General features: G+C 51.9%; 26 protein-coding genes and 1 pseudogene. 17 read left to right on the top strand and 10 right to left on the bottom strand.

The window, feature by feature from the left end; translation table 11 throughout:
• Positions 1-6: 6 nt before the first annotated feature.
• Entirely contained in the window at positions 7-1176 is a 1170-nt protein-coding gene (locus T458_RS40430) for a cation:proton antiporter (protein ID WP_023556752.1), read from the bottom strand.
• Between the two features lie 294 nt (positions 1177-1470).
• Here T458_RS40430 and T458_RS56465 point away from each other — a divergent pair.
• Positions 1471-1815: pseudogene (locus T458_RS56465) on the top strand (DUF2500 domain-containing protein); the annotation flags it as partial.
• A 120-nt stretch (positions 1816-1935) separates the two neighbouring features.
• Positions 1936-2271, top strand: coding sequence for a cupin domain-containing protein (locus T458_RS0128790; RefSeq protein ID WP_031305721.1), 336 nt, complete (start codon positions 1936-1938; stop codon positions 2269-2271).
• A gap of 68 nt (positions 2272-2339) precedes the next feature.
• On the opposite strand, the gene T458_RS57780 is transcribed toward T458_RS0128790, so the two are convergent.
• Together T458_RS57780 and T458_RS40425 are read right to left on the bottom strand one after the other, a co-directional pair.
• On the bottom strand, positions 2340-2474 hold the full coding sequence (locus T458_RS57780) for a hypothetical protein (protein ID WP_023556750.1): 135 nt from the start codon (positions 2472-2474) through the stop codon (positions 2340-2342).
• Positions 2475-2509: 35 nt separating this feature from the next.
• Positions 2510-2791, bottom strand: coding sequence for a hypothetical protein (locus tag T458_RS40425; RefSeq protein WP_023556749.1), 282 nt, complete (start codon positions 2789-2791; stop codon positions 2510-2512).
• A gap of 152 nt (positions 2792-2943) precedes the next feature.
• Here T458_RS40425 and T458_RS40420 point away from each other — a divergent pair, with 152 nt between their 5' ends.
• The 5 genes from T458_RS40420 to T458_RS0128785 all read left to right on the top strand — a co-directional run bounded on the left by T458_RS40420 (position 2944) and on the right by T458_RS0128785 (position 6684).
• The gene (locus T458_RS40420) at positions 2944-3537 is read left to right on the top strand and encodes an ArsR/SmtB family transcription factor (protein WP_023556748.1); all 594 of its coding nucleotides are present in this window, start codon (positions 2944-2946) and stop codon (positions 3535-3537) included.
• Positions 3534-3794, top strand: a complete 261-nt coding sequence (locus T458_RS40415; RefSeq protein WP_023556747.1) for a hypothetical protein — start codon at positions 3534-3536, stop codon at positions 3792-3794. The genes T458_RS40420 and T458_RS40415 overlap by 4 nt, the downstream gene beginning before the upstream one ends.
• A gap of 40 nt (positions 3795-3834) precedes the next feature.
• Positions 3835-4416, top strand: coding sequence for an ATP-dependent Clp endopeptidase proteolytic subunit ClpP (gene clpP / locus T458_RS40410; protein ID WP_023556746.1), 582 nt, complete (start codon positions 3835-3837; stop codon positions 4414-4416).
• A 170-nt stretch (positions 4417-4586) separates the two neighbouring features.
• The gene (locus T458_RS40405) at positions 4587-6275 is read left to right on the top strand and encodes a methyl-accepting chemotaxis protein (protein ID WP_023556745.1); all 1689 of its coding nucleotides are present in this window, start codon (positions 4587-4589) and stop codon (positions 6273-6275) included.
• A 46-nt stretch (positions 6276-6321) separates the two neighbouring features.
• The gene (locus T458_RS0128785; RefSeq protein ID WP_031305720.1) at positions 6322-6684 is read left to right on the top strand and encodes a cupin domain-containing protein; all 363 of its coding nucleotides are present in this window, start codon (positions 6322-6324) and stop codon (positions 6682-6684) included.
• A 57-nt stretch (positions 6685-6741) separates the two neighbouring features.
• Here the strand turns inward: T458_RS0128785 and T458_RS40400 are convergent, their stop codons facing one another.
• A complete protein-coding gene (locus T458_RS40400; RefSeq protein ID WP_023556744.1) occupies positions 6742-8394 on the bottom strand; it encodes a DUF6583 family protein in 1653 nt (550 codons plus the stop codon).
• Positions 8395-8688: 294 nt separating this feature from the next.
• On the opposite strand from T458_RS40400, the gene T458_RS40395 reads away from it, so the two are divergent.
• From T458_RS40395 to T458_RS40350, 10 genes are all read left to right on the top strand, one after another.
• Positions 8689-9609 (top strand): LysR family transcriptional regulator, encoded by a 921-nt coding sequence (locus T458_RS40395; RefSeq protein ID WP_023556743.1) that lies wholly within the window; start codon positions 8689-8691, stop codon positions 9607-9609.
• Between the two features lie 105 nt (positions 9610-9714).
• Complete coding sequence (locus tag T458_RS40390; RefSeq protein ID WP_023556741.1) at positions 9715-10818, top strand: citrate synthase/methylcitrate synthase; 1104 nt, start codon at positions 9715-9717, stop codon at positions 10816-10818.
• A gap of 264 nt (positions 10819-11082) precedes the next feature.
• Positions 11083-11514 carry a hypothetical protein gene (locus tag T458_RS40385; RefSeq protein ID WP_023556740.1) on the top strand — a complete coding sequence of 144 codons (432 nt, stop codon included), beginning with the start codon at positions 11083-11085 and terminating at the stop codon, positions 11512-11514.
• 128 nt (positions 11515-11642) lie between these two features.
• Positions 11643-12677: an NADH:flavin oxidoreductase/NADH oxidase gene (locus tag T458_RS40380; RefSeq protein ID WP_031305719.1), complete on the top strand. Its 1035-nt coding sequence runs from the start codon at positions 11643-11645 to the stop codon at positions 12675-12677.
• Between the two features lie 288 nt (positions 12678-12965).
• On the top strand, positions 12966-14138 hold the full coding sequence (locus T458_RS40375; protein WP_031305718.1) for a M20 family metallopeptidase: 1173 nt from the start codon (positions 12966-12968) through the stop codon (positions 14136-14138).
• A 26-nt stretch (positions 14139-14164) separates the two neighbouring features.
• On the top strand, positions 14165-15706 hold the full coding sequence (locus T458_RS40370; RefSeq protein ID WP_023556737.1) for a glutathione ABC transporter substrate-binding protein: 1542 nt from the start codon (positions 14165-14167) through the stop codon (positions 15704-15706).
• Between the two features lie 61 nt (positions 15707-15767).
• Positions 15768-16688, top strand: a complete 921-nt coding sequence (gene nikB, locus T458_RS40365) for a nickel ABC transporter permease (RefSeq protein ID WP_023556736.1) — start codon at positions 15768-15770, stop codon at positions 16686-16688.
• A 22-nt stretch (positions 16689-16710) separates the two neighbouring features.
• Positions 16711-17604: a nickel transporter permease gene (nikC, locus tag T458_RS40360; protein ID WP_031305716.1), complete on the top strand. Its 894-nt coding sequence runs from the start codon at positions 16711-16713 to the stop codon at positions 17602-17604.
• A gap of 41 nt (positions 17605-17645) precedes the next feature.
• Positions 17646-18623, top strand: a complete 978-nt coding sequence (locus T458_RS40355) for an ABC transporter ATP-binding protein (RefSeq protein ID WP_023556734.1) — start codon at positions 17646-17648, stop codon at positions 18621-18623.
• Positions 18620-19594, top strand: coding sequence for an ABC transporter ATP-binding protein (locus tag T458_RS40350; RefSeq protein WP_023556733.1), 975 nt, complete (start codon positions 18620-18622; stop codon positions 19592-19594). Before T458_RS40355 ends, T458_RS40350 begins: the two co-directional genes overlap by 4 nt.
• 45 nt (positions 19595-19639) lie before the next feature.
• On the opposite strand, the gene T458_RS40345 is transcribed toward T458_RS40350, so the two are convergent.
• From T458_RS40345 to T458_RS40320, 6 genes are all read right to left on the bottom strand, one after another.
• A complete protein-coding gene (locus T458_RS40345; protein WP_023556732.1) occupies positions 19640-20542 on the bottom strand; it encodes a LysR family transcriptional regulator in 903 nt (300 codons plus the stop codon).
• 61 nt (positions 20543-20603) lie between these two features.
• Positions 20604-21518, bottom strand: coding sequence for a Nif3-like dinuclear metal center hexameric protein (locus T458_RS40340; protein WP_023556731.1), 915 nt, complete (start codon positions 21516-21518; stop codon positions 20604-20606).
• Positions 21519-21538: 20 nt separating this feature from the next.
• Positions 21539-21730: a hypothetical protein gene (locus tag T458_RS40335; protein WP_023556730.1), complete on the bottom strand. Its 192-nt coding sequence runs from the start codon at positions 21728-21730 to the stop codon at positions 21539-21541.
• Between the two features lie 54 nt (positions 21731-21784).
• Positions 21785-23104 (bottom strand): DUF4129 domain-containing protein, encoded by a 1320-nt coding sequence (locus T458_RS40330; protein ID WP_023556729.1) that lies wholly within the window; start codon positions 23102-23104, stop codon positions 21785-21787.
• Entirely contained in the window at positions 23101-24291 is a 1191-nt protein-coding gene (locus T458_RS40325; protein ID WP_023556728.1) for a DUF58 domain-containing protein, read from the bottom strand. The genes T458_RS40330 and T458_RS40325 overlap by 4 nt, the downstream gene beginning before the upstream one ends.
• A 3-nt stretch (positions 24292-24294) precedes the next feature.
• The gene (locus T458_RS40320; protein ID WP_023556727.1) at positions 24295-25233 is read right to left on the bottom strand and encodes an AAA family ATPase; all 939 of its coding nucleotides are present in this window, start codon (positions 25231-25233) and stop codon (positions 24295-24297) included.
• Positions 25234-25263: the final 30 nt, after the last annotated feature.

Below are 25263 nucleotides of genomic sequence, written 5' to 3'. Positions count from 1 at the left end.
AGCCAATTATGCATTCTTTTTCAAAGCAACGCCATCTGCATCGTCTTTGAGTCGGGAGAAGAAGAATTTCATCAATGGCGGCGTCACGATGGTGGTCACGAGTACCACTACGATCAGTACCGCGAACAAGTCGGCGGAGAGCAGCTTGTTCTCCAGTCCGATAGCAGCGATGATCAAGGCCACCTCGCCGCGAGAAATCATGGCTGCTCCGACAGCCATCGAGTTCTTCCATTTGAAGCCGGAGATTCTTGCGCCGATTGCACCGCCGACCAGCTTGGTCGCAATGGCGATGAGGCTCAAGACTACAATCAGCCCCAGATTTTGCACAATGCCCGAGAACTCAGCGCTCACCCCGATCGAGGTGAAGAAGACAGGGACGAACAGGGAGTAGCTGATGGTTTCCGCTTTGTGTGAAACCTCGTCTCTGAACTTCGTCATGCTGATAGCAATACCCGCGATATACGCGCCGATGATGGCGGCTACACCTGTGTATTCAGCGAAGTAGGCAAACAGGAAGCAGATAATCAGACCAGCCGTAAAGATCGTCTCAGTAACTTGCAGCAGTGCGAAGCGCTTCAAGAACCAAGGAACGACTTTCCAGGAAATCAGAATGATTGCTCCGAAGAAGATCACTTTTTTCAGGACAACCATCCCGAGATTGACGTCTCCGCCGGCAAAGCTCATCAGGAATGCCAGGCCGAGAATGACCAGCACGTCATCGATGACAGCGGCTCCCATGATGGCAGAGCCTTCCTTGGACTTCAATTGATCCAGCTCTTTTAGGGTTTGTACAGAAATACTTACGCTTGTAGCAGACAGCAAGAGCCCCAGGAAGATGGATTCAAAAGCGTGCATGCCCATGAACATCCCTGCTACATAACCGAGACCAAGAGGTGCGAGAATACCGGCTACCCCTACGTTGGTAGCGGCCTTAGCCGAGCGTTTGAATTCGTTTACATCTGTTTCCAAGCCAGCGACAAACATCAGCAGGATAACCCCGATGTTACTGATCTCTTTCAGGATATCCGAGTTTGTTACAACCCCTAGAACAGTCGGACCTAAGATGACCCCAACAAGTAGTTTGCCCAACACGGACGGTTGCCCAAGCCTGACACTGAGGTCACCGGCAATCTTGGATGCAAACAAGATGATTGCCAACTGCAAAATAAGAAGCATATGGATCCCCCTTCACGAAAATGGATAAGAAAAAAGGAACCTGTCTGTAAGGTTCCTTGTATCCGCGAAAAAAGACAAAAAGAACCCTATGGTGACAGGCTCCTCCAGTAGTGAAAACAATATTCATTTCCTGCTACTTTTTTAATACTAACATGCCTATAACAGAATGTAAATAAAAAGTCGAAAAACAGCGAATCATTATTCTTTTAGACCCGCAACGAGTGGGTCATGAAACCAGGTCTGTGTTATTATGGGAGAAAAACATGGGGGACCATGGGATAGGAGGAGAGGCAGATGTACGAATTTGGTTATCCCGGGGGCTTCGGCTTTTCACTCTTTGGTTTGATGTCCACCGTCATTCCATTGGTTGTAATAGGGGGAATTCTATTTATTGTCATCCGAGGCTTGAGCACCTGGATGAGCAATAACGCTGCTGAGCTGCGTCAGGATGAAGTGACGGTCATCAGCAAGCGCATGGAGGTGTGGGGCGGCTCCAATAATTCGAGTGCTCACACTTCGTATTACATCACATTCGAACTGTCGTCAGGGGAACGGGTGGAGTTTGGTGTAAGCGGAACTCAATACGGGTCGTGCAGAGAAGGAGAGACGGGACTGCTGGCTTACCAGGGCAGCCGCTTTAAAGGCTTCCAGCCGCGGGCGACGGCAGCTGCTACCGCATCAGTTGCCGAGCGGTCGCAGGAGCAGCCCGCCCAGCCCGTACAGTCGAAACCGCGCCAGGAACCATTTCGCCCGCAAAAGATCAGCAATAGAAGTGCGGAGCATTACAATTGGGGCGCTTCGTGCGATGGATGGCATTTGGTCAAGGGCGACGATTTGAGCGTCATCCATGAGCGGATGCCAGGCAAAACGGAGGAAGTGCGCCATTACCATACACGGGCCCGGCAATTCTTTTTCGTCTTATCGGGTGAGGCAAGTCTGGAGGTCGACGGGACTCGTCTGGTCCTTCGCGAGCAGGAAGGCGCGGAGGTGCCACCAGGCGTCTGGCACCAGATGAAGAATGAACGTTTTGACGATGTGGAATTTCTCGTTATTTCGACTCCGCCTACGCGAGGGGACCGGATCGAGACCGAATAACAGACTGATAGTGGACACAGAAAAAGCCTGACCCCATGAGGTCAGGCTTTTGTAGTAGGCTGAAAATTTTATTTCCAGTTGATAAACTCGGACATTTGAACAAAAGCGTCAGCCAATGCGTGCAGTCCCTCTACTGTCTGATAAGCAAAAATGGGGAGCCCGACAAGATAAAGCAACGCTTCTCCGATATATGTGGCGATCATACAATCAACCTCCTTTTGGTTTTCCGTTCAGAGAATCAAGCCAAAAGGATCGCGTATGTATCAGAATCGCCGTCAAAACGCTGCGTGCGCCGGAACATTCGGAAGTGCAGCGCCTGCCTTGCCTCCATCGGATAGGCCTCCACCGTTTCGGGGTGGATGGATGGTTGATAATCAACTCTTGCGTTCGAGAAGCAGGCGGGATGTTTTCGCGGAGAGACATGTCGCTGCAAATAGAACGCAGATGCCAACCCTCCCACCAAAATGGCAAGCAAGGCGAAGAAATCGTCTACTGAAAACAAGAATAACAATTCTTCCATGACGATTATCTCACCTCCTCGGTATCCTACATTGTACTCCTGTTTTCCTCTGCGAGCAATTGAAAAAGTTTGGGCTCATCCATCATTTGACAAATGAAATCTCACGTAATAAACTGTTTTTACGTAAATGATTAATGTCATGAGGTGTTGATGTGGAGCAAGCTCAGCTGGAAACGTATGTAGTCGAGACGCCGGAGCAAGCGATGGCGCTGTTGAATCCGCTACGGGCGGAGATATTGAGCCGCCTCGCTGAACCAGCTTCTGCGTCAGAAGTGGCACGCAGCATCCAAGAGATCCCGCAGCGAATCAACTATCATCTGAAGGCCCTGGAAAAAGTGGGCTTGGTCCGCAGAGTCGGCAGCCGGCAGGTGCGCAATCTGGTCGAAGTGCTGTATATGGCAATCGCCCGGACGTACGTCTTGTCGGAAGGGCTGAATTGGGCAGGCAACACGGTACAGCAGATAAAGGATCAAGGCTCGTTGGCGCATCTGGTTCATACGGCTGAGCGGATCAAGCGGGATGCCCTCAAGCTGATGGAACGCTCGGATCAGGAAGAGGAGATACCGAGCGCTACCCTGGACGCGCAAATTCAGCTTGCCAGCGCCGAGGCGCGCAGCGCTTTTGTCGAAGAGTACATGCAATTGGTGAAGCAACTGGTAAGCAAATATCAGACAGCCGCAAAAGGACAGGAAACCTACCAGGTGATCCTGGCCGTGTACCCCAATGAAGGAGGCGAGGAAAAATGAAGGCAGAAGCACCAGCCCCAAGCAAGTCCCAACCCGTCATCGTCTGGGAGGGGAAAAACGAGCAAACAGGTCAAGTCATCCCTTTTCCCGCAGGCCGTGAACGGCACGGGCAGGCTGCGCAGGAAGCGACCGTGAGCAGATGGGAAATCGGCCCTGCACAAAATCCTGTCATTGTGACGCAAGTGTCCTCAGGCTTCACCCGGGCGACGCGTTCCGCCGCATCGCCTCAGGCTCTGTTCATGCGGATGGCCGCTTAATCGGAGTGGCAATGAAAAGATCCCAAAGGAGGATTGGCCAGTGAACCTTATCCCCATGGTCGTAGAGCAAACCAGTTATGGCGAGCGTTCGTACGATATTTACTCACGATTGCTCAAAGACAGAATCATTTTTGTCGGCAGTGCCATTGATGATCAGGTAGCCAACGCGGTAGTGGCGCAGCTTCTCTTTTTGACAGCGGAGGACCCCAAGAAGGATATACACCTCTATATCAATTCTCCGGGAGGGTCCATCACAGCGGGAATGGCGGTTATCGACACGATGAATTTCATTGGGCCAGACGTATCCACGATTTGCACCGGTATGGCTGCTTCGATGGGAGCGATGCTGTTGCTGTCAGGTGCGCCTGGAAAACGTTTTGCCCTCCCAAATGCCGAGGTGATGCTGCATCAGCCTTCGGGAGGCAGCCAGGGGCAGGCGAGCGATATGAAGATCGCTGCGGAGCGAATCATCAAAACGAGACAAATGATCAATCGGATCATTGCCGAGCGTACAGGAAAAAGCATCGAGCAGATCGAGCGCGACTCGGATCGGGACTTCTTCCTCTCTGCCGAAGAAGCGCTTGCCTATGGCTTGATCGACAAAATTATCGAGAAGCGATAAGCAATCCGGCGCTCCTTGCCCGTTTTTGGGTGGGGGGCGTTTTTTTGTACCCCTGGCGGCAACATTCTATAGATGAAGGTTTAAGGAAGAAAAGAACCGGGTAAAAGGGGGAAATGAGCAATGTATCCATAACGGTAGAAGGTTCAGACATCATGTGAGGGGGCTTCTTTGTGAAACTAAGGACCAAATTTTTGTTGGCATTTGGCGTGCTTTTACTTGTGGTAATCAGTTCTTCCGTGTACATCTTCATCCAAAATGACAAGGTCGCCAAATCGTATCAGCAGATGGTCGATAATGCGAAGGCATTGACAGATTTGCGCGAGATTCAATTTGTCATGACGGGGCGAAACAATGATGAGCGCGGCTACCTGCTGACGGGCGAATCTCAGTACATGGAAGGAATGGTAGCCAAGGAAGAACGTTTGGAGGCCTTGTTTCAAAAGCTGAAAGATTCAAAGCAGTTTAGCGCCAGTGAGAAAGAAGCCTTGCAGAACATCGAAAAATTGTACCTGACGTATATGGATCAAAGCGCGGTAATGATAAAACTCTGGGAGCGCGGTGAACAAATAGAAGCCCAAATGCTTCACTTTGGAGATGAGCGGTTGGCCAGACTGGAACTCGACGAGGGCGTAGCGGCGTTAATGGAGGAAGCCATGGCTGCCATGGATGCCAGTGAGATCGAGCAAGTGAAGCAAGTGGAGATGGCGAACCAAGTCCAACTCGTCACTGGAATTGTCAGTATCTTGTTTTCAATCATAATAGGCGTGTATTTGGTTCGCTCCATCGTCATACCGCTCCATCGGGTCAATAAGCAATTGCAAGACATTGCGGAGGGCGAAGGAGATCTAACCCGTGAGTTGAAGGTGTCCTCCAAGGATGAAATCGGAATGTTGGCTGCTTCCTTTAACCAGATGTTGCGCAATCTGCGGGAATTGATTCTGCAAATCAGGGGAAATGCCCAGCAGGTAGCCGCCGCAGCGGAACAACTCTCGGCCAGCTCAGAACAAACCAGCAGGGCGACCGAGCAAATTTCGGAGACGATGCAAAGCCTGGCGGAGGGTACGGAAATTCAAGCAGAAAATGTACAAATCAGTCACACTGAGGTCGACCAGATGACTTCGGGGATCAGCCAGATTGCGACACGGGCGGAGCAAGTGACCAGTACGGCGGTTCAGACATCGGAGTTGGCAGCTGACGGGAATTTAACGGTACAGCAAGCGGTCAGCCAGATGAGCCATATCGGAGAGACGATGACACATCTGTCAAAGTTGGTGGGAAAATTGGGTGATCGTTCCCAGCAAATCGGTCAAATCGTCCATGTCATCACGGAAATTGCCGCTCAAACCAATCTTTTGGCGTTAAATGCAGCGATTGAAGCTGCCCGAGCTGGAGAGCATGGCAGAGGATTTGCCGTCGTGGCGGATGAAGTCCGCAAGCTAGCGGAGCAATCCTCCGATTCGGCACGGGAAATCGCGCAGCTTGTCGAGATGATTCGGAATGAGACGGTAGAAGCAGTAGATTCCATGAATTCCGGGCAGGAAGAAGTGGCAGCTGGGATTCAGGGCGTGACACAGGCAGGGGAAGTGTTCTCGAACATCCGCGGGGCAGTCGATGGGGTCGCCGTACAGGTGCAGGATGTTTTTACAGCCTCACGATCCTTGACGGACAGTACGGACAAAGTAGCACAAGCCATGCACACAATGGCAGAGGTGACCCAAAACGCAGTCTCCCGGACCCTGGATGTCTCGGCCGCAGCCCAGGAGCAGCTTGCTTCAATGGAAGAGATCTCCACTTCAGCCGCTTCGCTTACCCGCCTGGCGGAAGAGCTTGAAAAAGGAATTGGGCGCTTCAAAGTCTAATAGGAAGTTAGAAATCCATTCGTATTAGAGGGGGAGGAGATCGCATATGAAAAGATTTCGTTTTGACCGACAGGTGGGACACGAGATCAAACAGTATGAGTCCATTAACGCCGCTATTTCCAGAATCGTTCGGACGCAGGGGCCTGTATCGATCGGCTGTATTCGCATCGGTCCGAAAGGCGTCCTGGGCTATCATCCGGCAGTGGTCGATCAGCTTTTCCTCGTCGTAGAGGGGGAGGGCTGGGTACGGGGAAAAGATGATTCTGAGCCTGTCCCCATCAGCGCAGGGCAAGCAGCCTTTTGGGAAGCGGGAGAAGGGCACGAGTCCGGCAGTGAGGAAGGTATGATCGCCATGGTGATCGAAGGAGAGAAGCTGAACCCGGAATCCTACATGCCGCTGCTAGGCTGAGATACGCAAAAAGGACACGGGAACAGATCCCCGCATCCTTTTTCCATCTAACATTGCTTATGGCATCATAAATTCTTGTACCAGCTCAGCGTTTTCCTGCATGAATTTTTGCAGGGAAACTTCTACTTCCTGCTGGATTTCCATCATTTGCATGTCGTTTATTGTTGCCAGGTTGATGCCGTTGCTCTCATTTACTTGAGGGATTTCCAACGGCTTCCCGTATTCCTCTGTCGCGTTCATCTTCATGCTGATGCTGCGCGGCATATCAGGCTCGGATTGGTCGAAGTTGATTTTGAGGTCAGCATTCGACTCACGACCTGTATCTGTCTTGGTCATGCTGGACGTGACTTTTCCAGACAGGGTGATATTTTCCATGATTTCTTCATCCAGGACGGTAATGTTGAAGTCATAGATGCCGTCTTCCTTCTTATCCTGCTGTGTGGTTTCGAAGGTTGTTTTTACATCCACGACAGGTGTGGCATCATCTTTGACAAAGAAGCTCACAGTACCGTTCGTTTTCCCTTTTTCTTCTTTTCCTTTGTAAGAGAAAGTCAATTCGGTCTCATCCGGATTTTCCGGATTGATCAGGCTGTACAAGTTGTAGGTATCTGCACCGTTCTGGTAAGAAATACTTTTCCAGAAGAGGTTTTCTTTTTGATCTTTCTCGTTGGCCACCAGGACCTTGCGAGAAATGATTTGATGGTCTGCGTCGATTTGGACGATCATTTTCAAGGTCTCATCCGTTTGTTTGCCGTCTACCTTGACTTCTTCGATCATGTCTGTGAAGGTTTGGTCAAACGATTTCTTGAATTCTTCGCGAGACAGCACGCCTTCCAGCTGGTAGCCGGAATCATTCAGCAAAGTCGTCACGTTATTGTAGCGGGAGTAGATCAGGTCGAACAGCTTTTCGTCCTTTTGTGCTTTTTCCGCAATTTGCGTCAGCAGGCTGGATGCTTCCTCCGGTGTGAAGGTAATGGTCACTTCACTTACATTTGTCTGAAAGCCTTCCTCGTTGAAAGCCACATCTTTCTTCAAGTTGATCTGGCTTTCCTTCAAGCTGTCAGCATACAGCAAGGCGTAAGGAGTAAGAATGCTTTTTACCTCATCTTCCTTTACTTGCACAGCTTGATACAGATCGCTATAAGTGAGGAAGCGCTTCGGCAGCTCTTCACCGAACTGCTGCTTGATCACATCGCGGTCCTTCAGATCCATATAGCCGTATTTGCTGTAAAACTCTGGAAGTCGGAAGCCGAACAGCGTATCATTCAGGAAGTACTCAAGCGTAGCCAGCTTTTTCGATTTCAGATGAACCTCGATATTGCCGGATTGCTGCTTTTTTTGCTCGTCAACATTGCTGTTAATGACGAATTTGGCGTTTTTGATCAGATCAAGAGCCTTGCCGGTCTCCGGGTCTGGAATGTCTGCGTCGATGGTGATGTCGCTGATCTCGGTTGTCGTATGAACAGGTTGTTCCATATATGGCTTCATGTAAGCTTCATACTCGGCATACTTCTGTGAAACCTCGCTGGAAAACTTGGCCATTGTTGTAGCCTCAGATTGCAAATAAATCGTCTTGGCGCTTTTGAAAAAATCGAATTTGGCGAAGGCAGTCCCTAATCCTCCGAGTACCACTACCACTGCGGCCCCGACAATCAGCATGGTTTTCTTAGAGCTTTTCCGCGGTGTTTGGACGTTTGGTGTCGTCTCCATCACTTTCTCCCCTTTTTGCTTTCTTTCTGCTGTAGAATAATCAGTGCGAGTCATCCCAGGATTTACGCACTCAGTTTTGTATTGTAACACATGGAAATGCGATGAAAATGATTTTCCAATCAATTCCTTACGAAAATAGGAAAAAAGTGCCTTTTTACCCGGTCGTGGAGTCCTGCTTTTGTCGAATGCGCTCGAATAGTGTCAAGAAGGCCTGGTTCTGCCGATATAGGAATGAGCCATTGTTGATTTGGAAAAAGCATCGCTTTGCATCTCATGGCAGGAGGAGGAGATAATATGGATTTCCGTGTGCTGCAGACGTTTCTGGTAGCGGCTACGACTGAAAATTTTCATCAGGCCGCGGAGGCTCTCTTTATCGCCCAGCCGACCGTCAGTCAGCATATTCGGCAGTTGGAAAAGGAATTGGGCATACCATTGTTTGAGCGGGTAGGAAAGCGCGTGCGATTGACGGCGGCTGGGAGACGATACTTGCCCCATGCCAAAGAATTGCTGGAGCAATGGCATCATAGCATGGAAGATTTGCAAGCATGGAGACAGGGATACCGGGAAAAGCTGCAAATCGCCGTCTCCCCGATCATCGCCAGGGCGCGATTGTCACATCTGTTGCATCGGTTCACCAAGCTGTATCCGGATGTAGATTTATCCATTCGGATCGCAGAATCTGTCGATATTGGCCCGTTGGTGCAGAGCGGACAAGCCGATCTGGGATTGAGCCGCATCGTGCCAGGGGAGTTTCATCTGTCTACCTATTTGTTGTACGAAGATCCGATCGTGTTTGCGGTCCCGCATAACGGAGGCGACATGGAAGCTCCGCTGCCCGATTGGGAGCAGGAATTGCAAACCAAGCGGCTTCTTACCCACAATCATCCGGGTTACTGGGATGACCTGCTGTTGCTGTTGCGCCAACGCGGATTTAGTCTGCGGACGATGACGGTGTCGCAAGTCGACATTACCAAGCGATTTATTGAGGATGGCTTGGGCGTCTCGTTTTTGCCTCGTTCGGCAGTGAGCCGGGAATTTTTTGAGAATCGCTTCATCGAATTGCCGACGCCGGGATTGACACTGCCCAAAGTAGCTTCCTACCTGGTGGTGCCCAAGGGAGGCGGAACTACTCCTGTACAAGATTTCAAGGAGATTTTGCAAGGGTTGTACCCCCCTATGCCGCCAGTCGTTCACGGAGGAAGGAATCTAACATGATTGCGAATTGTAATCAAAACTCAGCAATTATTCTATTTCATATCGTGAAACGTAATCGATATACTAAAGGAAAAGAGAAGATGCAGCGTAAAGGAGTGGCGATTCATGAGTAAACAATTCCAGTTGGCCATCGGGCTGGATGGCATCGCGGTGGCGGAATCAGACCTGAGTCTGGTAGACGGGTTAAACGGTTTATTGGTTTATCGAGGGTATTGGGCTCGTGATCTGGCGATTCATCATACCTTCGAGGAAGTTGCCCACTTGCTGTGGTACGGACATCTCCCCAACGAGCAGGAATTGTCTGCGCTCAAGAATCAGCTCAAACAGCATCGTGACCTGCCCGAGCACGTAAAAGGAATGCTTCGCTTGATTCCTGCAGATGTCGATATGATGAGTGTGCTGCGAACCGGAGTGTCAGCACTAGGAAATGACTCGTACGGCTGGCCGCCGACATTGGAGCAGGTTATCTCGGTAACAGCCAAAATGCCGACCATTGTAGCTTTCCGCTACGCCTGTCTGCAGGGGCGCGAACCGCTTGATCCCCATCCGGAGCTGGATCATACCGCCAATTACCTGTACATGCTGAAAGGAACGGAACCGAGCCATGCGCACGTTCGGGCGTTGGATGCCTACCTGATTCTGACACAGGAGCATGGGATGAATGCCTCTACCTTTTCTGGACGTGTGGTCACCTCTACGGAATCAGACCTGATCTCGGCGATTACCGGAGCGATCGGAACGTTGAAAGGGCCTTTGCATGGCGGCGCACCTTCCGAAGTGACGGAAATGATCGAAGCAATTGGCACCAAGGAAAATGCGGAGCCATGGCTGCGCAACAAGCTGGAAAATGGCGAGCGGCTGATGGGCTTTGGCCATCGTGTGTACAAGACGATTGACCCGCGGGCGACCGCTCTGCGCGTAGTAGCGGAACAACTGTCGGGGGACGATCCCTGGTTTGATCTGGCGACACATGTCGAGCAGGTGGGATTAAAGCTGCTGGCTGAGTACAAGCCTGGGCGCAAGCTGAATACCAATGTAGAATTTTTCGCTGCCGCTGTGATGCGCGCAGTGGGATTGGAAGACGATCTGTTCACACCTTCCTTTGCGGTCAGCCGTGTGGTCGGCTGGAGTGCGCACATTCTGGAGCAGGCAGGCAGCAACCGGATTATTCGTCCGCAGTTGAATTATACCGGGAAGATGCCGGAGTAAGACGAAAAAGGAAACGGGAGCCATCCTATTGGGTAGCTCCCGTTTGTTTTATCAAGATAGGGTTGTTGTGTATATGGGAATATTTGACAATCAATTAACGTCTTTGGTATCCTTGATTTGTCCTTGATTACGGTGAGATGATCGCAAATATGATGAGAAATTATAAACTGGGAGGCAACAAGCGATGAGTCTAATACTGGCTCATCGCTTGTTGCTGGTGTGCCCTTAATCGTTTATAGAGAAGATGAAAGGAAAGGATATAGGATGAGATCGATATTATACATGCTCGTCGTGGCTGTGCTTCTTGGGGGATGCAGTAATTCGGATTCGATGACAGAAGCGGCTCCTTGGGTTGATCCAGGCGAACATTCAGGTTTAACAAAGGAAGAGCAACTTGCTGCGATAGCGGAAAGGTACAAATTGGATAGGCCGGAGGAAGACACGATAATTAATGACTTCCCATTTGCGGCATCAGAAGTTCGATTCGACGGCAAATCGATCGAAGACCAATTGGAGGCAGTGGTGAACGAACTCTTTGGAGAGCCTGCAGAAACGAAAAGTGGGGAATGGTTACAGCTGTCAGGAACCAAAACCCCCTATATCCACAATGTATACGTAACGGATATAGGGCAGATTGATGTCATGTTTATCGACGGGAAGGCAACCAGGATTGCTTTGAAACCCAAGGAAGAATAGTACCGTCGCTACGATCAAGGCGATGCGAGCTATTGTCTGTCCTTTGACAAGTGTCGGGCAAGTGCAGCTTGAGATTGCGGAAGCACGGGAGTTTTGGCATGATAGGAAAAAAAGAAGGAGTGGGACAGATGGCGTTGTTAGCTTCAGCGTTTTCGTACAAAGGTCTTACGCTAAAAAATCGCGTGGTCATGCCGCCGATGTGCCAATACTCGGTGGATGCTCAGGATGGAACTCCAAATGACTGGCATTTTGTTCACTACGTCTCCCGGGCAGTAGGCGGGGCAGGTCTGATCATCATGGAAATGACCGATGTCGAGCCGGATGGCCGCATTTCCAACAGAGATTTGGGCTTATGGTCAGATGAGCAAATTCCTGCTTATGCCCGCATCGTGAATGAAGTACATAAGTACGGAGCCAAGATTGGCATCCAGATCGCACACGCCGGCCGCAAAGCCGAGGATGCGGAGGTTCCCGTATCTTCTTCGCCGATTCGGTTTCAAGGTGATGTGTATAAAACTCCGCGCGCTTTGACGACGGAAGAGGTTCAGCAGATGGTCGTCAAGTTTGCCGAATCTGCGCGGCGCGCGGTAGAAGCAGGGGTGGACACGATCGAGATTCATGGAGCTCACGGCTACCTGATCCACCAGTTCCAATCCCCATTGACCAACAAGCGCGACGATCAGTACGGGCAAGACTTGGCATTGTTCGGCGTTGAGGTCGTTTCGGCGATCAAAAAGGTCATTCCGGCAGATATGCCGCTGATCATGCGGATCTCTGCAGTAGAGTACGTCGATGGAGGCTACGGTCTGGAGCATAGCATCGAGCTTTGCCGACGCTACAAGGAAGCGGGAGTAGACATCTTCCACGTATCCAGTGGCGGAGAAGGGCCGATCGGCTCTCGCGGGCGTCCGGGCATTCACCCTGGTTATCAGGTTCCATTCGCCCGAGCGATCCGCCAGACTCTCGAGGTGCCTGTCATTGCCGTGGGCAAGCTGGATGATGCCCATGTGGCGGAAGCGACACTGGGGAATGGCGACGCTGACCTGATCGCAGTGGGCCGCGGAATGCTGCACGATCCGTATTGGGCGATTCATGCCATCCGCGAGCTGTCGGGTGAAGTCGAGATTCCCCAGCAGTATGGGCCTGGTTTTCCCAAACGATAAGTAGAACATAAGGGCGTTCCCGGAAGGTCATCTCTATGACCGAGGGATCGCCCTTTCTTTGCATATTTGCATGACCCGTCAGTCGGATGACGGGGCTTTTTATGATGAGCATCGACGGAACAATAGAAATTTTTGAAGGATTCCATAAATGTCTTCTATTTTACGAAAGGGGGGCAATCAAGTAGGTTTAACATAACCCCAAGGCAAACACACGAGTTGAAAACGTTTCCAACAAAAGGAAACCGAGTCGGAATCAGAAGACAGCGATGGAGGTATAACGTGAATCAAATGAAAGCAAACATCTACACGACAGTTGAGCAGAACCGGGACCTGATCATTGGAATCAATGACTTTATCCATGATAATCCTGAACTTGGGCATCAGGAATTTAAAGCGGCAGAGCTACTGACTCGCACATTGGCTGAACACGGCTTCCAAGTGGAGAAGGAAGTAGCGGGGTTGCCCACCGCTTTCAAGGCGACCTATACGAGCAAGCCGGGCGGTCCTGTCATTGGCTTGTTATGCGAATACGATGCGTTGGAAGGCCTGGGACATGGCTGTGGTCACAACCTGCAGGCTTCGTCCATCACTGGTGCGGCGATCGCGCTGCGCAACAATTTGGGTGATTTGCCAGCTACGATCATCGTGTTCGGGACTCCGGCAGAAGAGACGACCAGCGGCAAGGTGCCGATGGCAGAGGCCGGCCTATTCGACGGTCTGGATGCTGCCCTGATGATGCATGGCGGAGACCGAACCACTGTCGATGGCAAATCGCTCGCCATCAACTCGGTGGACTTTGTCTTCACAGGAAAGGCGGCTCATGCTGCCGTCTCGCCAGAGCAGGGAATTAGCGCCTTGGATGCGGTTCTTCTTACTTTTAATGGAATTGAATACTTGCGGGAGCATGTTCGATCCGATGTAAAAATCCATGGTACAATTACCGATGGAGGAACAGCGCCCAATATCGTGCCGGAGCGGGCCGCGGCTAAATTCCTCATCAGAGCCGCTGATCGCGAATATCTGAACACGGTAGTGGAGCGTGTATTCAACGTAGCTCGTGGAGCTGCTCTGGCTACGGGAGCGAAATTGACCATCCACGAAGGAAAGGCGCTGGACAACAAGCTGAATGTACAGCGTTTGAATGATCTGCTGCTGGAAAATGCCCGTCAGGTTGGGGCCAGGGAAATTACACCCCCGCGTCAAAGCACCGGCTCAACGGATTTCAGCACCGTTACGCACCGCGTCCCAGGCGCATGCCTGAGGGTCTCGTTTGTTCCGTTCGGCGTCTCCAATCATACGAGAGAATGGGTGGAGGCTGGCAAAAGCGCAGATGGCCATGCCGCAGTCATTACGGCAGCAAAAGCCATTGCCGGGACTGTCTATGATCTGATTACAATGCCTGACGTACTGCAGGAGATTCAAGAGGAGTTCAAGGCGGCCAAAAGCAACAAGCTGCCATAGACAAATATAAACAGGGGGAGATTTGTTTGAAAAAACTGATTTCACTTACTATTGCTTCACTCATGCTGCTTCTCTCAGCTTGTGGAAACAACGCTTCCAGCGGAGAGCAGCCTGCTGCGGAAGGTCCCAAGGATCTGGTAGTCGCATTAGGCTCTGAGCCGATCAGTCTGGATCCTCAAGACGCATCAGACGGAATTTCTCTGCATGCGACCGAACTGATCTACGACAAGCTCGTTACTTTTGACAAGGATATGAAGATCGTCCCGGAACTGGCCAAGGAATGGAGCATGTCGGAAGACGGGAAAAGCTGGACCTTTACCTTGCAGGAAGGAGCCAAGTTCCAAGACGGAGAGCCAGTAAACGCCGAAGCCGTCAAAGCGAGCTTCGATCGAATTCTGGATAAAAACAACAAACTGAAAAGACGCTCCCTTTTTGCTGACTTTATCGAATCCGTATCCGTAGAGAGCGAATATAAAGTGTCGTTTCAGTTGAAATTCCAGTACGCTCCGCTCTTGGCTACGCTGGCGCATCCGAACGGAGGAATCCACAGCCCGAAGAATACTGCAGAAAAAGGGAAGAGCGTAGGGAAGTCGCCAGTGGGTTCAGGGCCATATCAATTCAAGGAGTGGATTTCAGGCGAGAAGCTGGTTCTGGAAGCCAATCCGAATTACTGGGGCGAGAAGCCGAAAGTAAAATCGATTACGTTCAAGCCGGTAGTCGAGAATGCGGCGCGCAGCCTGATGCTGGAAACGGGCGAAGCTGATGTCATTCTTCCGATTCCCGCCACTGATATCGAACGTCTGAAAAGCAACGACCAGGTAAAAGTCGAACTGTACCCGAGCAACCGCAATCTGTACATGGGGATGAACACGCAAAAAGCTCCATTCGACAATGTGAAGGTTCGCCAAGCACTGAACTATGCCGTAGACAAAGAAACCATCGTAAACAAGATCATGATGGGCAACGCCAAGCCGGCAGAAGCAGCGATTTCAGGACTGACATGGGGCTATTCGCCAGTCGGAACGTATCCGTACGATCCGGAAAAGGCCAAGCAGCTGCTGGCGGAAGCAGGAGTCAAGCCAGGCACGACCATCAAGCTTTGGACGCCGGAAGGGCGCTATCTGATGGATCGCCAGCTGTCCGAGTTTGTCCAGGCCAATTTGCAGGCTGTCGGCTTTAACGTAGAGTTCCGCAAATGGGAGTGGGGCGCTTATCAGGAAGCCATTGACGATCCGAATTCCGGCTACGATCTCTTCCTCCTGAGCTGGGCTGTGCCGACGAATGATGCCGACTGGGGATTGCGTCCGAACTTCTCCACAGAAGGAAGCAATAACCGGACGCTCTTTTCCAACGCAGAGCTGGATGCCTTGATCGATCAAGGGATGAAGACAACGAATGAGGAGGAGCGCAAACAAATTTATGCAAAAGCGCTGCAAATCATCAAAGATGAAGCTCCATGGATCTTCCTGGTAGAAATGAAACAACCGATCGGTGTCCGCAAAAATGTAGAGGGTGTGTACGGTTCCAATACAGAGCGACTGATTCTGCGCGACGCCGATAAAAAATAACGAATGGATGAGGCGGGGGATGGATGACCATCCTCCTCCTCTTAAGTGAGGAGGCATCCAGTTGTTTGCATACATTGTGAAGCGACTGCTTCAAGTCATTCCAACCCTGATCGGGGTTTCCATCCTGACCTTTTTCTTGATCCATGCCGTACCTGGCGACCCTGCCCGCATGATTGCAGGTCCTGAAGCGTCTGCAGAGGAGGTAGCGGAAGTCCGGGAGCATCTGGGACTTGACCAACCCTTGTACGTGCAGTACGGAAAGTACGTCTCCAATCTGCTGAAGGGCGACCTCGGCGTGTCTTTGCGTTCAGAGCGGCCGGTCCTGGATGAGATCATGGGCCGCTTTCCCTCGACAATCACTCTGACCGTCATGGCAATTGCCGTTATGGTCGTGATAGGCCTTTTTGCCGGTATTTTTTCCGCGACGCGTCCCAACAGCTTGATCGACAATGTAACCATGATGGTGTCCTTGTTCGGAATCTCCTTACCGGTTTTTTGGCTGGGCCTAATGCTCATTCTTCTCTTTTCCTATTACTTGAACCTGCTTCCTTCCGGTGGCAATGACGGTTTCAGTCACTTTATTCTGCCGGCTTTGGCATTGGGATTGTCCTCTTCCGCCATCCTTGCGCGCTTGACGCGCTCCAGCATGCTGGAAGTCATCAACCAGGATTTTGTACGTACGGCGAGAGCCAAAGGAGTCAAAGAAAAGCTGGTCGTGTACAAGCACACCTTGAAAAATGCCCTGATTCCCATCGTTACGATCATCGGGCTGGAGTTCGGGACGCTCTTGGGTGGAGCGGTACTGACGGAGACAGTTTTTTCCATTAACGGACTCGGCCGCTTTATCATCCAGTCCATTCAGTTCCGAGACTATCCTTCCATTCAAGGTAGCATATTGTTTGTCGCTGCCATCTTCGTGATCGTCAATCTGCTTGTGGACTTGTGCTACGGATTGGTTGATCCGCGAGTGAAATACGAGTAGAAAGGAGCACACCATGAGTCAGATAGATTTGGCACTTCAACAGGACGAGAGCACGTCGGAGCATGCCTATGCCAGTCGGTCGCAATGGAAAATGATGGTCAGCCGCTTCAAGAAAAACAAGCGGGCGATGGTCGGCTTCTGGATGGTGGTATTCTGTGTAGCAGTCGCATTGTTGGCCCCATGGGTGGCCCCTTATGATCCGATCGAGCAAAACATGCAAATCATGCTGGAGGGACCGAGCCTGAACCACCCCTTCGGTACAGATGAATTTGGTCGGGACATTCTGTCTCGCATTATCCACGGAACACAAATCTCTTTGATGACAGGAATTGTCGGGGTGCTGATCGCCGTCATTTTGGGTGTGGCATTGGGTACCATCTCCGGTTATTTTGGAGGGCTTGCCGATACGCTGATCATGCGCATTATGGATATTTTTATGGCTTTTCCGAGCTTCTTGCTGGCGCTTGCCATTGTCAGTGTGCTGGGGCCGGGAATGATCAACGTCATGATCGCGATCGGGATTTTTTCCGTACCGACGTTTGCCCGGTTATCTCGCAGCTCCGTCATTTCCATCAAGGACAAAGAGTATATCGAAGCAGTAAAGGCGATGGGCGGAAGCCACTTGCACATCATCATCAAGCATGTGATTCCGAACAGCATCGCACCGATTATCGTCCTGTCTTCCATGCGGATCGCTACGGCGATCATTACGGCGGCAGGATTGAGCTTTCTCGGAATGGGAGCGCAGCCTCCTACGCCAGAATGGGGAGCTATGCTCAGTACAGGAAGAGAATACTTGAGGGTTGCCCCCCATGTCAGTACCATGCCAGGGTTGGCCATTATGTTTCTGGTCTTGGGCTTCAATATGCTGGGGGACGGATTACGTGATGCGCTCGACCCCAAAATGAAGCTGTAAAATCGCAGGAGCATCTGTGTATCCGTCTAGGGGGGAGAGCGTTGAAACCAAAATTATTGGAAATCAAAGGATTGAAGACTTATTTTCAAACAGAAGAAGGGGTTGTCCCGGCAGTCGACGGGGTAGACATCGTGGTATATGAGGGAGAGACGGTTGGCATCGTGGGGGAATCAGGCTGCGGAAAAAGCGTTACGTCCTTGACCACGATGCGATTGACGCCGGGTAAAGTAGTGGCAGGCTCAATCTCGTTTCAGGAGCGTGATCTGCTTGCCTTGTCTGATGAAGAGATGAGGAAAGTGCGCGGAAACGAAATGGCGATGATTTTTCAGGAGCCAATGACTTCTCTCAATCCCGTTTTTACCATTGGGCAGCAGATCGGTGAAGCGATCGAGATTCACATGCAATACAGCAAACAACAAGCCAGAGCCAGGGCCATCGATATGCTGAAGCTGGTCGGCATTCCTCGGGCTGAACAGATTGTGGACGAATATCCCCACCAGTTGTCAGGCGGGATGCGGCAGCGGGTCATGATTGCGATGGCCATGTCATGCAATCCCAAGCTGCTGATAGCGGACGAGCCGACAACAGCCTTGGATGTGACTATTCAAGCGCAGATTCTGGACCTGATGCGGGAATTGAAGGAGAAGCACAATACGGCAATCATGATGATTACCCATGATCTGGGTGTCGTGGCGGAGATGTGCGACCGGGTGATCGTCATGTATGCAGGGAAAGTAGTCGAAGAGGCTGATGTCGTCACCTTGTTCACCAATCCCAAGCATCCGTATACACAGGGTTTGATGAAATCAATTCCACGCTTGAACGGGACGGATGAGCGTCTGTATTCGATCAAAGGAAGCGTTCCGATACCGGGTACGCTGCGAAAAGGGTGTACGTTTGCTCCCCGTTGTGAATATGCGACAGACATCTGCAGGCAAGAGATTCCAGAACTAAATGAGATCGAAGACAATCACTCCTGCAGATGCTGGCTCTACGAGGCAAAGGGGGAACAGGCATGAGTATAAGAGAAACGCCGTTGGTCGAAATCAGAAACTTGAAAAAGTACTATCCGATCACGAAAGGGCTGCTCAAGCGGACAGTCAACCATGTAAAGGCCGTAGACGGATTGGATTTTACCATTTTTAAAGGGGAAACACTGGGGTTGGTAGGCGAGAGCGGCTGCGGGAAATCCACCACAGGGAGGACCATTCTGCAACTGCTGCAGCCAACCGAGGGAGAAGTCATCTACGAGGGAAAAAATCTGGTAGGCATGAATACAAGGGAACTGCGCAAATTGCGCAAGAACATGCAAATGGTCTTTCAGGATCCGTATGCCTCGCTGGACCCTCGTTTGACAGTGGGCGAGATCATTGCCGAACCGATGGAGATTCATCGGCTTTACACTGGCAAGGAAAAAGACAAGCGCGTGGATGAGTTGCTGGAAGTCGTCGGATTGAGCAGCTATCATGCCAAACGGCACCCGCATGAATTCAGCGGTGGACAGCGACAGCGGATCGGGATCGCCCGGGCATTGGCTTTGGAGCCGCAATTGATTGTCGCGGATGAACCTGTTTCCGCACTCGATGTCTCGATCCAGTCGCAAGTGATCAATCTTTTGCAGGATTTGCAGGGACAGTTTGGTTTGACCTACTTGTTTATCGCACATGACTTGAGCGTGGTGAAGCATATCAGCGACAGGGTCGGTGTAATGTATCTGGGACGAATGGTGGAGCTGGCGGACAAACATGATTTGTACGATAGGCCTCTGCACCCCTACACGCAGGCCCTTTTGTCTGCGGTTCCTGTGCCCGACCCGCTGGCCAAAAGAGAGCGTATTGTGCTTCAGGGAGATGTCCCCAGCCCGGCCAATCCGCCTCAGGGCTGTACGTTTCATCCCCGCTGCCACGCCTGCATGGAAATCTGCAAGACACAAAGACCGAAGTGGACAGAGGTAGACGGGAGATATGTCGCCTGTCACCTCTATGAATAGCGAGTAAACGGAGATAAGAAAAGATCGAGCAAGCCAAGAGTAGGGCTACTCGATCTTTTTTTCGTATTGGGTCTGCACGTAATGGACAAAACGATCGACAGCGGACAGTCCCAAAGAAGACTCCCGATACAGCATCCAGGTTCTACGCATGAGGGCTTCGCCGTTCGTATAATGCAGGTCGATGGAATAAAACGCATCCCGGTCACGGTCAACCAATGCCCCGCGGGGTATGATCGAATAGCCCAAACCGTTGAAAACCATTTCTTTGCAGGTCTCTACCTTGTCCACGTTCATGATGATCAGAGGGGGACCGTCGAACCGTTCGAGCCACCAATTATCAATGATTTTGGAGATCAACGGATTCGTAGGATTAAATCGGCTCTTTGCGGGAACATAATTGATCCGCGGCAGCTTTGGCAGGTCTTCCAAAGCGATGGGCTGTTTGGAAATGATACAGAGAGGCTCTTCCGTGATCACCGATTTTTTTTCGAGCCACTTGTAATCTCCCGTTACGATTCCGACATGAACATCCTCGTTCTGCAGCAATTTCATCACTTCGGAGCTCCAACCGGTATTCACATTCACTTCTACCTTTGGATATAAAACAAGAAACTGCTTGATCAAGGATGGCAGTTTATACAAGGCGAAGTTGCTTGAACAGCCGATCCGCAGCGAGCCTTGCACATGCTTGCTCATGCTGAGTACAGTATCCTTTGTTTTCCTGCGCTCCAACAGCATCCTTTTGGCGTATTTGACGAGGTATTCTCCCTCGGGGGTAAAGCTGATCTTTTTGTTGCTTCTATAAATGACCTTTACGCCAAATTCCTGCTCGATCTGCTGAATGCGGTACGTCAGCGCAGGTTGGGAAATATACAGTTTTTCGGCTGCTCTGGTCAGATTCTTTTCGTCGTAGATCGCTTCTAGCAAGGACCAGTCCTGGTCATTCACTGCTTGTCCCCCCCCTTACCCGTTAGGGCTATTCTACATGAGGGAGGCCAAGTTGAAAAGTTTACAGCCACCACTTTTCCTGCGGCAGCAAGACCACGCGCAGGGAGGTGCTCTGTTCAAACCAGCGCTTCATCTGCGTTTTCATCACCAGGTATTCCGATGCCGAATGAGAGACGCCGATCAAGGACATGGTCGTTTCCGCGACGTACTCCATCATCTGGGCGAAGCGTTGTTTGCCGTAGGGATTGTCAATGTGGCAATGGATTTCTCCTGTGATGTACGCCTGCGCCCCCAGCGCCTCGGCCTCCTGCATATAGCTTACGACATCGCCGCAGCCGGGGACGACGGCTATCGTATCGATGCGATCGAGTGTTTTCCCTTCGAAGTCGACATACGGGATGTCAAAAAGATGGCGTAACTGGCCGCTTAAACCGGAAGTGCTTGTCTCTTGAATCCGGCAAATCGCACCGATATGTCCGTTGCCAAACGGGAGGAATGGTCGGATCATTTCCGCTTCGAGTGCCTCCATGATCGCTCCCCCGGTGCCAATTGGCAGACTGGTATCCATAGGCAAGTGGCAGGTATAGACGGATAGCTCCTTTTCTTTCATCGCCTGCAGAAGCTCCGGTCGAATCGGCAGAAAGCCCTGTCCCCAGGTGCCGCGCGGATCTCCGCATTCCATAAAAAGAGGGTGGTGCATAAACAGCAGATCTCCGGGCTCTGATTGTTCGAGAAAAGATTGCAGAACCGCCTCAGTCGGAAAAACAGCAAGGAATACAGTGTGCATTTCTTCGCGTCCCGCCAGCATAAAGCCATTGAAGCGCTGCACGAAATCAGCTTCAAAAAAGTGAGCCCAATCGAAACGGAGCGGCTCATAAACCATGGGAATGAAGCGGCGAAATGCTGGGTCAGCTTCCCATTCGTCTAAGCAAAACAGTCGATCAAGCCTTGCTCCGATGGCACGGCGTGATTCCATGTCGGCATTCATCTCCTTGTTTATGCTTTATCGAAAAATGTGAGGAGGTACGAAATCACACCCGCAAAAAGAGGACCGATAATCAAGAAACCCAGGAAGATGGCGACCAGCTTCATCGGTGTGGACAGTCTCTTGTTTTCCTGCAGCCGATCCAGTTTTTCATTCATCTTTCTCAGTTCTTCGAGAATGTGCCGATTGATGTCATCTGACATTTTCTTTCCCCCAATAAAAAAGATCGCTTTCTGTCTGAAAAATCCACCACCCCATTACGAACGGGGTGGTGAGGTCTCCAGCAGCTTGCGCACCGCTGCCTGCATCGCCTCCAAATCCGGTTCAGACAAGGAGTGCTCCTGGTAGCGGTACTGCTCATAATAGCGAGTAATGCTCTCCACAAGCTGCATCTCTACGGTATCAGTAAGATGAGCCCGCAATCGCTGCAAGAATTCCTGTGTAGTCTCATAGCGATGGATCGGGATGCCTTGTGCCGACATGTGCTGCAAGAACTGGTAGTAAGCGTAGCGGACCGGTTCCTCTGATGGACCTTTTCGGTTTTTGAAAAAGGTATTCAGATCGAGCAGTGGTTGCCCCGGCTCTGACTCCGATGGCTCCAGGTCGGAGATCGTCGTTTGCAAGACAGGCAAGGATGGTGCTTCCTCGCCAGCCTTCGGTGCATGTCGGCGCTTCCAGATAAAGCGCGCCAGCAGGACGGCCGCCAGCAAGACTAGCCCTGCGATCAGGTAAGGCTCCAATGCCGTAAAGAGCGGTTCTCCGGCACCTTCCAGTTCTTCGTACGGCTGATCCTTGCCCATCTCTTGATTATTTTTGATTTCCTCCATCTGCCTGTTGGCGAATAGCCCAGCCGTCCAACTCGACAACATCTGAAGGAGCGGGTCGAACAAATTGTACAACAGTTCCCAGAATGGCTCTTTCAGCCAGGCCCAAAGAACGTGGAGGAGCCAAAGCAGGGAATAGCCGCCCAAGAGATACCCGCTCAGGAGCATAATTCGCGTCAACAGCCATTGGGCCGATAGGGTCAGCCGGATGCGGACAGGCGGACGACCATGCGGGATTTGCACATGTGACATGTACAGGCAGGCATTCAGCACCAGATAACTGGCGAGGATCACCGCGAGCATCCCGTAAAAGGCGTGCGGATCAAAAGGAGCCTTCGCATTAGCGGGAAGAAACAGGGCAGCCAAAGTCAGATGCGTCAGACAGATGGCATTGGCGAATATAAAACGTCTTAGCAAATTGTCAACGTGGAAGATGTCCTGGGACAGTTCATGGATGCGCCAATAAAGCCCGCCTGCCAGCAGCAACGCGATCAGCCAGGAATCAAACCAGTAGAAGCCAAGTAAGGCTGCACCCGCAAGCAACGGATAGAGCAAGAGATGCAGGAGGGTGTTTTGTCCGCCTGCCCGGTAGAGCCAGCCCCCGATGAGGAAGGGGAAGGATACTGCAATCGCGAAGACCAGCATTTCGGTCTCTCCTGCCGCGAGATAGCCGAAGAGCATCAAAGCGCTTGCTGCCAGCAATGCCTCCAGCCAAAAGCTTACTCCCAGTCGGCCCAAAAACGAGAAGCTCATCGTGCCACCACCTTTCTCCGGCGATCGGCTGCTGCCTCATACCGACGGAGGACAGGCTCTTCCTCCGAGACATCCAGTACGGCAACCTTGTGGCCACGCCGCTGCAGCCGTTCGATGGAAGCGGCGGTCTGTTCGTCCAGACGCGGCGTGATGAGCAGAATGGCTTCCTTCGAGGAGCTTTCCTCCAAGCGGCGCAGCAGAGAGGCCAATGGCGTCGTGAAAAAGTGGTGGAGCTGGGCGAGGTGGGTCATGATCTGGAGATGATGGGTTTTACCGCTCCCCGCAGGCACATGGTACATCTCCCGACCGCGCTGCTTGACAGTGAGAAACAGCTCGTAGCCGAGCGAGCGCTTGCGACAGTAGATGGATAGCGCCGCCAAAAAAGAGATGGTGCGCTCGTTTTCGGCATCATTATGCTTTTGCAGCTTCGGTTCGTACGATGGCAGAATATGACCTACGAGACGCCAGTTGGAACGGGCGGTATGCTCGAACAAGCGCGTTTGCAGCGCGTTCGTCTTGGCTGTGGCCTTCCAGTGGATCTGTTTCATCCGGTCGCCTGGGGAATAGGGTCTGACCCCGCGCAAAAATGTCGGATCTTCCTGCCGTCTTTGCCGGGAAAGGCTATTGCCGTCCGGCTCTGTCTCCTCAAAAGCGATGGGGGGCAGCGGCAATGGCGACGGGTAGACCAGCAGGGAAAAAGAGAGCGGCAACAGCACCGGAGTTGCTTCTCCGGCAAACAATGGCATCGTCTGCGTCTGCACATCTGTCAGCCAAATGGTGCCGCGCTTGTGAGGAGTCAGTACGAGCGCGCGTGCCGCACTTCTTCGGGCAGGCACATCCAGGCGCAGAAGGACGATCATCCGTTGGTTGTGAACACTGCTCTCATCCGCCCCGTCTACGGTGACGTGATCGGGCAAGGTGATCCGCAGCCAGGTAGCAGGGAGCGGAAGCCACGAACGATTATGAAGCTTGATCGTGACATGTACCGGTGTTCCCGGCATGACCCGGCTTTGGTCAGCGGACCACTCCATTCGCAGCCAGCGTCCAAGCCGTGCTTGCCACCAATCCTGTGCAGCCGGGAGGAAAAAGAACAGCCCGCCGAAAAGCCACAGGAACCAGCTTCCGGAGAAAAGCGCGCCGAACAGCAAGAGAAAGCCGATTAATTGAAAGGGCTGTTTCGCATTCATCGCCTACACACTTTCTTCGACCGGGGTCGGGACTGTTTTCAGAATTTCCGCGATGACTTCCTCCTCCGTGACATGAAGCTCTGCCTCCATCGAGAGACGGATGCGGTGCGTAGCCAGGCTCGGGAAGACGTGCTTCACATCATCGGGCAAAACAAAGCTCCGTCCATCCAGGAAAGCAGACGCCTGCGCGCAACGGACCAGCGCGAGCATGGCGCGGGGGCTGATGCCTACCTCGATCGAGCGATTGTCGCGCGTCGCTTCGGTCAGGTCGATCACATACTCTTCCACCGTAGAGCTGACGTGCACCTTGGTTACTTCCTGCTGCAAGGCGACGATCTCGTCGACCGAGATGACAGGCTGTATCGCCTCGAGCGGGGATTGACTGCGGAAGCGGCGCAAGATCTCGCGGGAATCCTCGCGATTGCCGTATCCCAGGGAGATTTTGAATAAAAACCGGTCCAGCTGCGCTTCAGGCAATGGGTAGGTGCCTTCTGATTCGATCGGGTTTTGTGTCGCGATGACCAGCATGGCAGGAGAGAGCGGCAGCGTCACGCCTTCGATGGACACCTGGCGTTCCTCCATGCATTCCAACAGGCCGGATTGTGTGCGCGGGGTCGCGCGGTTGATCTCGTCGGCCAGCAGAATGTCAGCGAACACGGGTCCTTTGCGCAATTCAAAGTCGTTGCTGCGCTGGTTGAACACATGCAGACCGACAATATCGGATGGCAGCAGGTCGGCAGTGAATTGTACGCGGTTGTACGTACCGCCGATGGACTGAGCCAATGTTTTCGCAAGCACCGTTTTCCCCATGCCGGGAAGATCCTCCAGCAAGACATGGCCGCGGGCGAGAAGGGCAGTAACCAGCAGTCGAATCTGTTTGTCTTTTCCGACAATGACGCGGTTAACGGTATCCAGCAGAGTGTGTAAAGAAGACTGGGGCATAAAAACGCTCCTTTTATTTTCAGAATCTAG

This window comes from Brevibacillus panacihumi W25 (assembly GCF_000503775.1).
GTDB classification, from domain to species: domain Bacteria; phylum Bacillota; class Bacilli; order Brevibacillales; family Brevibacillaceae; genus Brevibacillus; species Brevibacillus panacihumi_A.
Note: the sequence above shows the minus strand (reverse complement) of the source record. Positions and strands in the feature narration are given on the sequence as shown.

Coding starts and splice junctions, on each gene's coding strand:
- T458_RS40430 (WP_023556752.1), bottom strand. CDS start 1,176: ATGCTTCTTATTTTGCAGTTGGCAATCATCTTGTTTGCATCCAAGATT.
- T458_RS57780 (WP_023556750.1), bottom strand. CDS start 2,474: ATGATCGCCACATATATCGGAGAAGCGTTGCTTTATCTTGTCGGGCTC.
- T458_RS40425 (WP_023556749.1), bottom strand. CDS start 2,791: ATGGAAGAATTGTTATTCTTGTTTTCAGTAGACGATTTCTTCGCCTTG.
- T458_RS40415 (WP_023556747.1), top strand. CDS start 3,534: ATGAAGGCAGAAGCACCAGCCCCAAGCAAGTCCCAACCCGTCATCGTC.
- T458_RS0128785 (WP_031305720.1), top strand. CDS start 6,322: ATGAAAAGATTTCGTTTTGACCGACAGGTGGGACACGAGATCAAACAG.
- T458_RS40400 (WP_023556744.1), bottom strand. CDS start 8,394: ATGGAGACGACACCAAACGTCCAAACACCGCGGAAAAGCTCTAAGAAA.
- T458_RS40395 (WP_023556743.1), top strand. CDS start 8,689: ATGGATTTCCGTGTGCTGCAGACGTTTCTGGTAGCGGCTACGACTGAA.
- T458_RS40390 (WP_023556741.1), top strand. CDS start 9,715: ATGAGTAAACAATTCCAGTTGGCCATCGGGCTGGATGGCATCGCGGTG.
- T458_RS40385 (WP_023556740.1), top strand. CDS start 11,083: ATGAGATCGATATTATACATGCTCGTCGTGGCTGTGCTTCTTGGGGGA.
- T458_RS40380 (WP_031305719.1), top strand. CDS start 11,643: ATGGCGTTGTTAGCTTCAGCGTTTTCGTACAAAGGTCTTACGCTAAAA.
- T458_RS40375 (WP_031305718.1), top strand. CDS start 12,966: ATGAAAGCAAACATCTACACGACAGTTGAGCAGAACCGGGACCTGATC.
- T458_RS40350 (WP_023556733.1), top strand. CDS start 18,620: ATGAGTATAAGAGAAACGCCGTTGGTCGAAATCAGAAACTTGAAAAAG.
- T458_RS40340 (WP_023556731.1), bottom strand. CDS start 21,518: ATGGAATCACGCCGTGCCATCGGAGCAAGGCTTGATCGACTGTTTTGC.
- T458_RS40335 (WP_023556730.1), bottom strand. CDS start 21,730: ATGTCAGATGACATCAATCGGCACATTCTCGAAGAACTGAGAAAGATG.
- T458_RS40330 (WP_023556729.1), bottom strand. CDS start 23,104: ATGAGCTTCTCGTTTTTGGGCCGACTGGGAGTAAGCTTTTGGCTGGAG.
- T458_RS40325 (WP_023556728.1), bottom strand. CDS start 24,291: ATGAATGCGAAACAGCCCTTTCAATTAATCGGCTTTCTCTTGCTGTTC.
- T458_RS40320 (WP_023556727.1), bottom strand. CDS start 25,233: ATGCCCCAGTCTTCTTTACACACTCTGCTGGATACCGTTAACCGCGTC.